A 12,314-nucleotide genomic window follows, 5' to 3' on the forward strand; every position below is an offset into this window, starting at 1 on the left:
TCAGTGAAAGCTGGCCTGAAACGACGTCGGCGTCAGAGAGACATGCGCATCGAGCGGCGGGTAGAGCTCGAAGGCCCTCGGCTCGCGCGAGAAATTCCACATCCGGAACAGACACCAGTCCGTGCGCCGTTCGTCGGCGACGGCAAGCTCGTTCCGCGTGATGTGGAAAGGCGTGCGCTCCCAGCCGTTCGTCGTCTTCACCTCGATCAAGCGCGGCCGGCCATCGGGCGTATAGCTGGCGATGTCATAGCCCGCGCCGTCGCCGTCCTCCTCCGAGATCCAGCGGACCTTGCGCGCCAGGTCATCGCGCCCCGCGGCTTTCAGCGTGGCGTGCTCATGGGCCAGGACACGCTCTTCGCCAGCGCGGCCAAGGGCGCGATTGCGCTCGTCCCGCCCCGCCACGTCGAACTTGCGGGCGATGTGCAGCATCTGCTCCAGCTCTTGCGGCGGAGGCTGGTTGGAGAGCGTGGGCGGAGGACCGATCCAGACCTGCGCCGCCTCGTGCATGCCGGTCGCAGGGAGCGTTCCTGGCAACCGGCCGAGCCAGTCCGGATGCAGTTCCAGCCACCGCGCCACCGCGTCGACCAACGTCATCTGGAAATTGAAGGCGGGCTTGTAGCCGGGGATCCAGTCCTCGCCGAGCCCCTTCAGCACCGCGCTGATGTTCTGGTGCTTGAACTCGACCGATCCTTCCGAACGGTCGTTCAGAAGCGGCAGGAGCGCCCGGCGATGCTCGGCCTTGCTGTAGCGGCGCCCGGCCAAGTCGTCGGCCAGCATCGCGAAGTAATCCGCGACGATCAGGTCGTTTTCTTCATCGGTCCAGGGGCCACTCGCCATGCCGCCAGGCTAGAGGCACGATGTGCGTTTGTCATCAATGGCTTCACTGAGCCCGCCGCCGCTTGCTCCGCCACCGCTACGCGCCGTTCTGCCATCGTCCCCATCGGCTACGCCTCCTGCATGTTCGGTCTCTGTTTCGGTCGATAGCGATGGAAACAGGGCGCGCAGTTTTGGCGGGGTTGCGAGTCAGGCCATTGGAAAGGCGCGAGAATTTTCGACCGAACCGAAATCAGTGCGGTTCGCCCGACCAGAGACGACGGGCCATTCAGAGACGGAAATCGCTGTGCGCCCGCGTCTCCGCGGTTCGCATCCATCCTGCAAACCCCTTTGAAAGCAGGGGAAAATACGCCTCGGTCGGGCGGCCTGAACGGGTTCGAAAGGGTGATAGTGGCGGAGAGACAGGCAGCCATGCCAGAGTATCAGCATGTAACGGCACGCACCTTTTAATCCATATATGACAGTAATTTAGACCGCTTTCCTGTAACACCCTGTTGCGCCCGATACCGTCCAATGCCATACCTTATAGGCGGGTAGGAAGGATGGTTCATTATGCCAAGGAAAGCGAAAGAAATGTCGGCGGTGGAGGTTCGCAAGATCGCGCATCTTGGCACCGGCGGCAATCGCAACGTGGCCGTGGGCGGCGTTGACGGGCTGCTGTTGCAGGTCACACCGACCGGCGCGCGGTCATGGCTGTTGCGCGCCACGGTGAAGGGCACGCGCCGCCAGATCGGTCTTGGCGCTTACCCTGACGTGACGCTGGCGCAGGCGCGCGAACGGGCGCGCGGCGTCAAGGATATGATCTGGCAGGGCATCGACCCGCTGGCCGAAAAGCGCCGCCTCACCTTTGCGCAGGCGATGGAAAAGACGCTGGAGGCGCGAACGGCCGAGTTCCGAAACGAGAAACACAAGAAGCAATGGCGCAGCACCTTGGACGCCTACGCGGTGCCGATGCTGGGCAACATGGCCGTGTCGGACATTGACGTGTCGGACGTGCTGCGCGTGCTGGAGCCGATCTGGGCCACGAAGACCGAGACGGCATCGCGGCTGCGCGGGCGTATCGAGGCGGTGCTGTCATGGGCCACGGTCGGCGGGCACCGCACGGGCGACAACCCGGCCCGCTGGCGCGGCAATCTCGACGCGGTGCTACCCAAGCCCGGCAAGGTGGCAAAGGTGAAGCACAACCCGGCGCTGTCGCTGGCCGATGCGGCGGACTGGTTCACCGATCTGCGCAAGCGCGACGGCATGGCAACGCGGGCGCTGGAATTTGTCGCGCTCACGACGGCACGATCTGGCGAGGTTCGCGGCGCTACATGGGCCGAGATCGACTTGGACGCGGGCGTGTGGATCATCCCGGCCGAACGGATGAAGGCGGGCAAGGAACACCGCGTCCCGCTCACGCAAGAGGCCGTGGCGCTGCTGAAGGCTCTGCCAAGGATGAAGGGCAGCGACTACGTGTTCCCGGCCGCACGCGGCGGCGCGTTGTCTGACATGGCGCTGAGCGCCTGCATGAAGCGGATAAACGAGGCACGCGAGGGCGGGTATCTCGACCCGCGTTCGGGCCGTCCTGCCGTGCCTCACGGGCTCCGCAGCACGTTCCGCGACTGGGCGGCGGAGCGCACCGAATTTGAGCGCGACATGGCCGAAATTGCGCTTGCGCATACGGTGGGCAGCACGGTTGAGCGTGCCTATAGGCGCTCAGATATGATAGAAAAACGGCGACAGATGATGGCCGCTTGGGCGCGGTTTCTCAAAGGCGAGGCAGGCGCCAAGGTGGTGAAGATGGAAGCGGCAAGATGAATGATTTTATCGGCGCGGACGGCTGGCCGTGCGAATTTGCGATGAGCGGATTCGGCGCAAAATTGATACAGGCAATCTGGGCCATACCGGGCGCGGAGCCGTTGACGGAGGATGACGTCGAAGGCAAGGCGCGGATGCTCTATGCGGTGTCCGAGGGCGGGCGCGATGAAGAGCTGCCGCGCAATCGGCCCGCATCGCAGAAGGCCAGCGAAGGCGAGTTGCGCAAGCTGGCCGCGCTCGCGGAGCGGCTGGAGCGGCATATCCTGTCGATGCGCCAGCCTGCTGTTTCGGCGTTCTATGCCGAAACTGCGCGCGGTGGGCGAGGTTTGTTCGAGCTGGTGCGGACGCTACAAGAGACGCAAGATAACGCGCGCCATGCGTTCTCCGCGCTTGAGGTAGAAAGCACGCCAAGCGGCGCTCCGAAGAAGATCGAAGCGGCGGAGGTTGCCTTTCTTTCGTCTCGACTCTTCGAGCATATCAGCGGGCGGCGGGCGACGTTCACAACCGATCCGCTCACCGGCAAAGTGAGTGGCGCTTGGCCTGATTTTCTATCTGCCGTTTTTGATGCGCTCTACATCGACGCATCCGTTGCCGCGCAGGTTCGCGCGATAAGTGAGAAAACCCCGCGATAATGAGCGCATTATCTCATTTATGAAAGCCTCCTGAAATCTGGCTGATTGGCTCCTGTAACGAACGGAGCCAATCATGCCCGAGACATACCTTAGAGATACTGACTGCGCCGCGCGATACGGTATCAGTCGCAATACGTGGTGGCGCTGGCAGCGCGAGCGCACCGGCTTGCCGCGCCCGGTGCGCCTATCGCGCGGCTGCACCCGCTGGAAACTGTCCGAGCTGATCGCGTGGGAGCAAGTCCGCGCTGAGACGGCGGCATGAGCGCGTCTTTCTCAAAACTGATGAAGCGCGCGCATCTCGGGGCTACCCGGATGATTGGTTACGCTCTCACGATGAACGATTTTGAAACGTGGGAAGCGGCCTCTGCGGTCTGGCAGGCGCGGCTTACGCCCGAGGAATGCGCGGCACTCGCTTGGGCGGCTCTGCGGTCGCTTGACCTGGACCATGCGCGCGAGGTTGCAAACACGGTCATTCAGGACGCGGGCGCACCGCTACCGCCTTTTATCTCACCGATGGACGAGGCGGCATATTGGGCCGACATAGCATCCCCCGAGGAACTGGAAGCCTATTGCCTTGCCACGTTCCAAGCCATGCCGCGCGGTCGGCAGGCGGCTTTCCTTGACCATGTGCAGGGGAGGCAAGCGGCGTGATGCGTGATTTTTCTGACATGGCGATGCAGCTTGATGCGCACCGGGCCGAGTTTCCGCGCGAAAGGACGGATCGGTTGCCCACGGAATTTGTCTGGCGTAACCCGGCAAGCATTCCCCCGCGCCCGTGGGTCTATGGGCGTCACCTGATCCGCAAGCAAGTATCGGTGACGGTTGCCCCCGGCGGCGTCGGCAAATCGTCTCTGACGATCTGTGAGGGGCTGGCGATGGCATCCGGGCGGGAACTGCTGGGGGACTGGACCGCCAAGGGCCTCAAGGTCTGGATATACAACCTTGAAGACCCGCGCGACGAAATGGATCGACGCATCATCGCGGCGATGCAGCACCACCACGTCAGCCCCGAGGAAATCGCGGGGCGGCTCTATGTGGACACGGGCCGGGAACGTGCCCTGAGCACGGCTATCCAAACCCGTGAGGGCGTCCAGATCATCAAGCCGGAACTGGACGCGCTGGGCGATGAGATCGAGGCGCGGGAAATCGACGTGCTGGTGATCGACCCTTTCGTGTCATCGCATCAAGCGTCCGAAAACGACAACGGCGCAATCGACCTGGTGGCGAAGGAATGGGCGCGTCTGGCGGATCGGTGCAACTGCGCAATCGAACTGGTTCACCACACCCGCAAGACCAATGGCGAGGAAGCGACGACCGAAAGCGGGCGCGGCGCATCGGCCCTTCTGGCGGCGGCGCGTTCCGGTCGGGTGCTCAACAAGATGAGCGACGATCTGAAAGCCGAAGCTGGGGTGCAGGATGACCCTGCCACCTACTTTGCCATTACCCGCGACAAGGCAAACCTTGCCCCCGTGGGGGATCGTGTCTGGCGGCGCATGGCGTCGGTGCATCTGGCCAACGGCGATAGCGTGGGCGTGCCCGAGGTCTGGGAATGGCCCGACACTTTCGACGGCGTGTCGGTCGATGATCTGATGTCGGTGCAACGCGCGCTGGACGGCAAGGGGCGGCGCTACTCCGATCAGGCAGGCGACGATTGGGCAGGCGTAGCCGTGGCCGAGGTGCTGGGCTTGGACGCCACGGCGGACCGCAAGCGCATCAAGAAAATGATCGAGGCGTGGCTGAAATCCGGGGCTTTGAAAAAGGTCAAGCTGCTGGATGCAAAGCGCATGGAACGCCCGTGTTTGGAGGTAGGCGAATGGGCAAACCAATGAGTGCCACACCCACCCCTGAAAGCATGGTGTGGCAAGGTGGGGCAAACACCCTTGAAAACAGGTGCCACACCACCCCGCCCCTAACGGGGGGGCGGGGGTGGTGGGGCGTGCATCACCTGTTTGGCGTGGGGTGGGGCAATGATCTGGTCCCAATGCCCCCGTTTCCGAGTGGGCAGGAAACCGGGGGGCGTACTTGCGCTTTCGCGCTGTGCCTACTTGTCCGACGCAGCAATTATGCCCGAAATTTTTGCGCCACATTCATTCAAGGCAACTTTGACTTCGTCAACTGTGAGTGCGTGATAACGTTTTTCAGCCTCAAAGAGAGCCGTCAGTGCCTTATCCGTGTCTCCGCCGGATGCAACGCCAATGCTTGTTCGCAATGCCGAAATCGCATCGTCGCTCCAAGGGTCAAATCCAAGGCTATCGAATACTGTATTTTTCATTTGCTCCGGGAGGAAACTGATCCAAAGCCCACCCTGATCCAAGACGACGGTACAAAAGGCAAATTCTTCAAGCATGTGCTTTCTCGCGTGGCCAATGTCTGTGGGAGGGTCGCATGAAGGCATCCACCAAGGCAATCCGCTTTCTTGAAAGCCTGAGCATCCCCGAGGGGCCGAAAGCCGGTCAGGCGGTGAAGCTGGCCCCGTTCCAAAAGCAATTCGTCAAGGGTGCCCTGGCGGACGGGATCAACGTGGCCTGTCTGAGCATCGGCAGGGGCAACGCGAAAACGGCCCAATCGGCGGGCATCGCCCTTGGCGCGGTCAAGGGCGTCTGGGATCGTCAGCCCCGGCGGGAAATCCTGATTGCGGCCCGGACGCGGGATCAGGCGCGCATCGCTTTTGACTTCGTGGTGGGTTTCATCCGGTCGCTTCCCGAGGATGAGCAAGCGGCCTTCACGATCCGGCGCAGCCCCCGGCTTGAGGTCGAGTATGACGGCGACGGCGGCGGACACTTCGTCCGGGCCATTGCGGCGGATGGCAAGACGGCTCTGGGATCGGCCCCGACTCTGGTCCTGATGGATGAGCGCGGCCATTGGCAGGCGGATCAAGGGGACGCCCTGGAACACGCCCTGTTGTCCGGTCTGGGAAAGCGTGGCGGGCGGGCGCTGATTATCAGCACAAGCGCGGCGGATGATGCGCACCCGTTTTCCGTATGGCTGGATGAGGAACAAGAGGGCGTCTATCGCCAAGAGCACCGGCCCGCCCCCGGCCTTCCTGCGGACGATCTGGAGTCGCTCAAGCTGGCCAATCCCGGCGCGGCATACGGGATCGGCTCAAGCCTTGACTGGCTGCAAGGTCAGGCGCGGCGGGCGATTGCGCGGGGCGGATCGACCTTGACAAGTTTTCGGCTCTACAACCGGAATGAGCGTGTGAGCGGCGAAACCCGCGACCTGCTGTTGACGGTCGATGAATGGCTCTCTTGCGAGACGGCGGACCTGCCACCCCGGCAAGGTCAGGTAGTCATCGGGATCGACCTGGGCGGCTCTGCCAGCATGACGGCGGCGGCGTTCTACTGGCCCGAGACGGGGCGGCTTGAGGCTCTGGGCACCTTCCCGTCAAAGCCTTCCCTGCTGGACCGGGGCCAGAATGACGGCGTGTCCGGTCGCTATGTCGAAATGCAGGACCGGGGCGAGTTGTCCACCCTGGGCGATCAGACGGTTCCCGTCGCGCCCTGGCTGGTCGAGGTCATGGCCCATGTGGAAGGCGAGCCGGTCGCGGCGATCACGGCGGACCGATACAAGCAAGCCGAACTTGGCGAGGCGATAGACCGCGCGGGCATCCGGTGCCCGATCACCTGGCGCGGCCAAGGCTTCAAGGACGGCGGCGAGGATTGCGAGCGGTTCCGGCGCGCGGCCTATGACGGCAAGGTGAAAACCGCCCCGTCGCTGCTGCTGCGGTCCGCTTTCGCGGATGCGGTCACGCTGCGCGACCCGGCGAACAATCTGAAACTGGCAAAGGCACGGTCCACGGGCCGGATCGACGCGGCGGCGGCAACGGTGCTGGCGGTCGCTGAGGGTGCCCGGATGATGGGCCGCCCCGCTCACAAGGGAGGGCGCATCGCATGGGGATGATGGAGACCGCTTCGCGGCTGATAGCGAAACACGGTCAGGCGGCAACGCTGTTGCGGCCCGGTGAAGGCACAACGGACGGCTTTGGGGGATACACCCCCGGCCCGGATACCGAATACCCCGTCACGATCCTGACGGCGACTTACGCGGTCGAGCTGCAATTCATCGCGGGCGGCTTGATGGACGTGGGCGATCAGCGGGTTTTCCTGTCGGTCGAGGGCCTGACCCTCACGCCCGCCACAACCGACCGGCTGCGCATCGGTGGCGAGGTGTTCCGCACGATCCGCGTTTCCCCGCTGGCCCCCGCTGGCGAGGTCATTTTCTGGGAATTGCAGGTGCGGGATGACTGATCGAAAGGAATACGCCCGCCATTCCCGGCGGATCACGCGCGGCCCGCGCTGGAAGGCTCTGCGGATGCAGGCGCTTGAGCGCGACGATTGGAAATGCGTCCAGTGCGGCAACCGGCACCGGCTTGAGATCGACCATATCGAGCCGGTCAGGGACCGGCCCGATTTGGCGTGGTCGCTGTCCAATCTGCAATGCCTCTGCGGGCGCTGTCATTCCCGCAAGACCCGAATCGAGATCGGCCTTGGCCGACCCGACCCCGCCCGCGAGGCGTGGAAAAAGCTGGTCCGTCAGACGGGCCGAAACCCTATCGAGCACGAAAGGAAACCAGATGCTTGATTCTGTGAAAATCGCACGGCGGCAAAGCGAAATCCGCCAGACACTTTCGGAACTGGTCGGCAAGGAAAAGCCGTCCGAGGATGAAACCCGCCAGATGGACGAAATGGATCGGGAATATCGGTCCAACGAAACCCGCTATCGCGCGGCGCTCATTGCCGAGGATGAGGAACGGCGGGAAGCCGGGGCCGATCTGGAAACCCGGTCCAGCCGGGAATGGTCCGAGGTCATGGCGGGCTTTGAAATGCGCCAAGTGGCCCTTGCTCTGGACGAGGGCCGCGCCCTTGAGGGGCAGACGGGCGAGATCGTCACCGAACTGCGGTCGCGCGGCGGCTATCGCGGCGTTCCGATTCCGTGGGAAGCCCTGGAAATCCGGGCCGGTGAAACCGTGGCGAGCGGCACCCCCGATCCGATCCGCACCGCGCCGATCATCGAGAGGCTTTTCGCGGGATCGGTCGCGGCCCGCATGGGTGGCCAAATGGTCAACGTGGGCGTGGGCGAGGTCGAATATCCCGTTGCCACGTCCAGCGTGACGGCGGGGTGGGCGACTTCGGAAACCGGCAATGTGACCGGACCGAGTGCCTACACGACCGTTGATCGGCCCTTGAAGCCGGATCACAACCTTGGCGTCCAGATGCGCCTCACCCGCAAGACGCTCAAGCAATCCGGCAGCGGCCTTGAGCAAGCCGTGCGGCGCGACATGAACGGCGCTATCGAGGAAGCCCTTGACCGCGCGGTGTTCCTGGGCAGCGGATCGGCGGGCGAACCTACGGGGCTTTTCGCGGGGGCGTCGGCATGGGGCATCACCGAAACGGCGGTGGACGCGGCTGCAAGCTGGGCGGCGTTCCGGTCCGAGGTGGTCAGCTTCATCACCGGCAACGCCGCGACCGGCCCCGGCGATGTGCGGGCGCTGATCCGTCCCGAGGTCTGGGACTTCATGGATGGCCTCATGGTCGGAGATGGTGGTTTCAAATTCGAGTATGACCGTCTCACCGAGGCGCTGGGCGCGGTGGTCATGTCGCACAATGCCCTTGCTGATCCGACCGGCACCCCGGCTGAGACAAGCGCGGTCCTGACGACCACGGCGGGCGGTGTTCCCCCGTTCTTCGTCGGCACCTGGGGCGCAATCGACCTGGTCCGCGATCCGTATTCGGATGCGCAATCGGGCGGGCTGCGGCTCACGGCGCTGGCCACGATGGACGTGACCATTTCCCGCGCGGTGCAAACCCGCATCCTGACGGGCATTCAGTGATGCTCTGGGCCGGTTCCAAAGGCGGGCTTGAGGTCCGCACCTCTGCGGACGGGGCAACCGTCCTGCGGGGCCGGTTTCCGTATGCCGTCCCGACTGTCTTGCAAGGCGGTCGGGAACGGCGGCGGGAAGTATTCGAGGCACGGGCTTTCGGTGCATCGGTCGCGGCTGGCGGTGACGTTCACTTGCTGGTGCATCACGACTTTGACCGTCCGCTTGCATCGCGGGCGGCGGGAAGCCTTGAGGTCAGGGACGGCGATGACGCCCTGACTTTCGAGGCGACGATTGCCCCGGAAATGCGCGGCGTGGGCTATGTCACCGACTTCCTGGGCACCCTTGCGGCGGGGCTGGTGGGCGGGATCAGCCCCGGCTTTCGCGTGACGGACGGCGGCGATCTGGTGAAGCGCGATAGCGACGGGCTGTTGCGGGTGGTGCGCTCTGCGGACCTGATCGAGATCAGCGCCGTGACGAAACCCGCATATCCGGCGGCGCAAATCGAGGCGCGCAACTGGACGCCATGCGCGGCGGTCGAGGATCGGACGCTTGCCCATGCGCTCAATCGGTGGAGGCTCTGACATGGCGGTAACACTGAAAGAGGTCGAGGCAATCCCGGCCAGCTATCCGAACGTCACGGGCCTGAGCGTTCCGGCGATGATGCTGGATCAAGCGGCGCTCTGGCAGCGAATCGAGGCTTATTGCCGGATGCGCTGGGCGGTGCGGGAAGTGGTCTGGACGGTCGAGGGGGAAGGCGCATGGGAAGCCCCGTTGACGCCCGCCACCCTGAATGCGGTCGAGGTCTGGGAAAGCGTCGCATGGGTGGAATGCACCCCGGCGGCGTCCCCTTGGGGCGGCTATGATCTGCCCGGTGACGGCCCCTATCGGATCACGGCGGACGTGGGGGGCGGTGACGTTCCCGCGGCTGTCTCTGAGGCGTTCCGGCGGCTTGCCGAATACCTGACGGACGCGACGGATCGGGCGGGCGTGTCCAGCTATTCCGTCAACATGGGTGGCGCGATCGAGGAAAGCTATCAGCGCAACCCGGCATGGGTAGCGCGCGCAATGGAACTGAGCGGCGCGGCGGACCTGCTGCGGCCTTACAAAAGGAGGGCCTGAGCATGTGGCCATTCAAGCGAAAAACGGCTGAGGAAACCCGGTCCAGCGGATCGGGCTTCACGGCTGAGATCATGGCGGCGCGGGAAGCCTATGTATCCGGTCGGCGCGGCATTGCCGAACTGACGGCCACGGCACAAGGCGCTGTGACGCTCTGGGAAGGCGGTCTAGGGCTTGCCGATGTGTCGGGCACCGATCTACTGGACCGGCGGTCCCTAACGCTCTGCGCGCGGTCTCTGGCCTTGCGTGGCGAGGCGCTTTTCCTGATCCGTGACGCGGGGCTTGTGCCGTGTTCCGATTGGGATCTGAAAACCCGCGATGGACGCCCCACGGCTTACCGCGTGTCGGTATCCGAGGCGGGCGGCGGACGGTCTGAAACCGCGCTGGCGGCTGAGGTCTTGCACTTTCGGATCGGGTGCGACGTGTCCGCCCCTTACTATGGCACGGCCCCGCTCAAGCGGGCGCAACTGACGGCGGGGCTGTTGAACGCGGTCGAGACGGCGCTTGCCGAGGTCTATGAGACGGCCCCGCTGGCCAGTCAGATCGTCCCGTTCCCCGAGGCACCGCAAACCGACCTCGAAGCGATGGCGCGCGGGTTCCGGGGCAACCGGGGCAAGGTGCTGATCCGCGAATCCGTCAACGTGGCGGCGGCGGGCGGACCGGCCCCGATGCAGGACTGGAAGCCGCACGATCTTTCCCCGGACCTGTCGAAAGCCATGACGCGCGAGACGCTGGCGGCGGCGCGCGACGGCATCAACATGGCGTTTGGTATCCTGCCCGGTCTGACCGCACCCGCCACAACCGGGCCGATGGTCAGGGAAGCGCAACGGCATTTGGCGCAATGGGTTTTGCAACCTATCGCCACGGGCATTGCCGAGGAAGCGACGGACAAGCTGGGATCGGCGGTCACGCTGGACGTGATGCGGCCCCTTCAAGCATTCGATGCAGGCGGACGGGCGCGGGCGATCACGGCGATTGTGGGTGCCCTAGCGCAAGCGAAAGAGGCGGGCGTTGATCCTGACACGGCAATGAAGTTGGTGGGATGGGATCACTCGGGGTAGGCCGCTTTTTCCCCGGCTTCGGTGATGCGGTAGCCGTGTTCGTTCGTCTCGGGTGAGTCGACCCATTCAATCCAGCCTTTGGCTAGCATAGCCGCAAAGGTCTTTTCCCCAGCGCCCGGGAAAGCCCCCGGCGGCTCAATATGACTGCCCACGAAATGGTGCAGTACGTTCAACTCTCGGCTGCTCGGTTTGTCAGTCATGGCGCTCCCATAGCTAGCTTCTAGATATTCTATAGACGATCTGCGACGGCTCGCAAAATGTTGGAGGTCGCGACTTAGGTGCCATATTTCTTCCTAATAGTTTCAAATAGCTTTGCTGCAGATGCAGCCAGCGATGCGCGAGCAACCGATATTTCATCGGGCGAGGAATAGCCATCTATCACCAGTTTCTTGCTACTGATGTCTAAGTAATCATTGGCTTGTTTTTGGAAATCAAATGCGTCAATACCGGCAGCCTCAAACATTGCAAGAATAACAAGGGTTTGAGCTTCTATCTTGCGTGACCAAGAAAACGCCTCGAAGCTACCGGCGGGGGCGCGTCCCTCGCTTGCACGCTTCAAATCACGATACTGAATGCTGCGAGTTTCAGCCTCGTGATCAATGCTTTCTAGGCATTCAACTAAACGCGCCTTCAACTCTGCACCCACTTTACGGTTATGTTCGCGGGTGTCGAACCAAACCTTTTCGATTATCGGCCAAATAATTGCGATTAATGAGCCCGCAGCTGTAAGGACAAGTGCGACGTCTCGAAACTCCATCTAGATTTACCCCGCCGGATCAATATCATGCAGGTACGAAAACACCTGCTACCCGTTGGACACAAGCGATTTTTATGTAGGCGGGTAGGAGGATATTTTTGATGCCTATTCCCCGCTAAGACGCTGATTGTAAATAATAATTTTGGAGTATTTGGCGGAGAGACAGGGATTCGAACCCTGGAGGCGGTTTCCCGCCTACACGCGTTCCAGGCGTGCGCCTTCGACCGCTCGGCCACCTCTCCGTGCCGCTCTGTTTAGCCGCGCAACGGCGCGGCTTTCAAGCGGATTCTTGA

General features: G+C 63.3%; 16 protein-coding genes and 1 tRNA gene. 12 read left to right on the plus strand and 5 right to left on the minus strand.

All coding sequences use genetic code 11. The features are described 5' to 3' along the window. Complete coding sequence (locus ACH13J_RS04170; protein ID WP_397542050.1) at positions 1-837, minus strand: DUF3883 domain-containing protein; 837 nt, start codon at positions 835-837, stop codon at positions 1-3. Between the two features lie 570 nt (positions 838-1,407). On the opposite strand from ACH13J_RS04170, the gene ACH13J_RS04175 reads away from it, so the two are divergent. The 5 genes from ACH13J_RS04175 to ACH13J_RS04195 all read left to right on the plus strand — a co-directional run bounded on the left by ACH13J_RS04175 (position 1,408) and on the right by ACH13J_RS04195 (position 5,095). After that, on the plus strand, positions 1,408-2,634 hold the full coding sequence (locus ACH13J_RS04175) for a phage integrase central domain-containing protein (protein ID WP_397542051.1): 1,227 nt from the start codon (positions 1,408-1,410) through the stop codon (positions 2,632-2,634). Continuing rightward, positions 2,631-3,266 (plus strand): hypothetical protein, encoded by a 636-nt coding sequence (locus ACH13J_RS04180; protein WP_397542052.1) that lies wholly within the window; start codon positions 2,631-2,633, stop codon positions 3,264-3,266. The genes ACH13J_RS04175 and ACH13J_RS04180 overlap by 4 nt, the downstream gene beginning before the upstream one ends. Before the next feature lie 73 nt (positions 3,267-3,339). Then, a complete protein-coding gene (locus tag ACH13J_RS04185; protein ID WP_397542053.1) occupies positions 3,340-3,528 on the plus strand; it encodes a helix-turn-helix transcriptional regulator in 189 nt (62 codons plus the stop codon). Then, positions 3,525-3,917: a hypothetical protein gene (locus ACH13J_RS04190; protein WP_397542054.1), complete on the plus strand. Its 393-nt coding sequence runs from the start codon at positions 3,525-3,527 to the stop codon at positions 3,915-3,917. Before ACH13J_RS04185 ends, ACH13J_RS04190 begins: the two co-directional genes overlap by 4 nt. After that, positions 3,917-5,095, plus strand: a complete 1,179-nt coding sequence (locus tag ACH13J_RS04195; RefSeq protein WP_397542055.1) for an AAA family ATPase — start codon at positions 3,917-3,919, stop codon at positions 5,093-5,095. The genes ACH13J_RS04190 and ACH13J_RS04195 overlap by 1 nt, the downstream gene beginning before the upstream one ends. Positions 5,096-5,307: 212 nt before the next feature. On the opposite strand, the gene ACH13J_RS04200 is transcribed toward ACH13J_RS04195, so the two are convergent. Then, positions 5,308-5,613 carry a hypothetical protein gene (locus tag ACH13J_RS04200; protein ID WP_397542056.1) on the minus strand — a complete coding sequence of 102 codons (306 nt, stop codon included), beginning with the start codon at positions 5,611-5,613 and terminating at the stop codon, positions 5,308-5,310. A 38-nt stretch (positions 5,614-5,651) separates the two neighbouring features. Between ACH13J_RS04200 and ACH13J_RS04205 the strand changes: the two genes are divergently transcribed. The 7 genes from ACH13J_RS04205 to ACH13J_RS04235 are packed head-to-tail and all read left to right on the plus strand — an operon-like array spanning position 5,652 to position 11,264. Beyond that, complete coding sequence (locus ACH13J_RS04205; RefSeq protein WP_397542057.1) at positions 5,652-7,166, plus strand: terminase TerL endonuclease subunit; 1,515 nt, start codon at positions 5,652-5,654, stop codon at positions 7,164-7,166. Next, complete coding sequence (locus tag ACH13J_RS04210) at positions 7,157-7,513, plus strand: hypothetical protein (protein ID WP_397542058.1); 357 nt, start codon at positions 7,157-7,159, stop codon at positions 7,511-7,513. Before ACH13J_RS04205 ends, ACH13J_RS04210 begins: the two co-directional genes overlap by 10 nt. Continuing rightward, positions 7,506-7,847, plus strand: a complete 342-nt coding sequence (locus ACH13J_RS04215; protein WP_397542059.1) for an HNH endonuclease — start codon at positions 7,506-7,508, stop codon at positions 7,845-7,847. Before ACH13J_RS04210 ends, ACH13J_RS04215 begins: the two co-directional genes overlap by 8 nt. Continuing rightward, positions 7,840-9,096, plus strand: coding sequence for a phage major capsid protein (locus tag ACH13J_RS04220; RefSeq protein ID WP_397542060.1), 1,257 nt, complete (start codon positions 7,840-7,842; stop codon positions 9,094-9,096). The genes ACH13J_RS04215 and ACH13J_RS04220 overlap by 8 nt, the downstream gene beginning before the upstream one ends. Further along, a complete protein-coding gene (locus tag ACH13J_RS04225; protein ID WP_397542061.1) occupies positions 9,096-9,668 on the plus strand; it encodes an HK97 family phage prohead protease in 573 nt (190 codons plus the stop codon). The genes ACH13J_RS04220 and ACH13J_RS04225 overlap by 1 nt, the downstream gene beginning before the upstream one ends. A gap of 1 nt (position 9,669) precedes the next feature. Further along, complete coding sequence (locus tag ACH13J_RS04230; RefSeq protein WP_397542062.1) at positions 9,670-10,206, plus strand: hypothetical protein; 537 nt, start codon at positions 9,670-9,672, stop codon at positions 10,204-10,206. A gap of 2 nt (positions 10,207-10,208) precedes the next feature. Next, complete coding sequence (locus ACH13J_RS04235; protein ID WP_397542063.1) at positions 10,209-11,264, plus strand: phage portal protein; 1,056 nt, start codon at positions 10,209-10,211, stop codon at positions 11,262-11,264. Here ACH13J_RS04235 and ACH13J_RS04240 read toward each other — a convergent pair. From ACH13J_RS04240 to ACH13J_RS04250, 3 genes are all read right to left on the minus strand, one after another. After that, positions 11,252-11,464, minus strand: coding sequence for a hypothetical protein (locus ACH13J_RS04240; RefSeq protein WP_397542064.1), 213 nt, complete (start codon positions 11,462-11,464; stop codon positions 11,252-11,254). The genes ACH13J_RS04235 and ACH13J_RS04240 overlap by 13 nt on opposite strands. A 74-nt stretch (positions 11,465-11,538) precedes the next feature. Beyond that, positions 11,539-12,021, minus strand: coding sequence for a hypothetical protein (locus ACH13J_RS04245; RefSeq protein ID WP_397542065.1), 483 nt, complete (start codon positions 12,019-12,021; stop codon positions 11,539-11,541). A gap of 152 nt (positions 12,022-12,173) precedes the next feature. Continuing rightward, positions 12,174-12,263 (minus strand) — tRNA-Ser (locus ACH13J_RS04250). Between the last annotated feature and the right edge of the window lie 51 nt (positions 12,264-12,314).

The sequence above is a fragment of the Roseovarius salis genome, from assembly GCF_044472985.1.
In the GTDB taxonomy this organism is placed as follows: domain Bacteria; phylum Pseudomonadota; class Alphaproteobacteria; order Rhodobacterales; family Rhodobacteraceae; genus Roseovarius; species Roseovarius salis.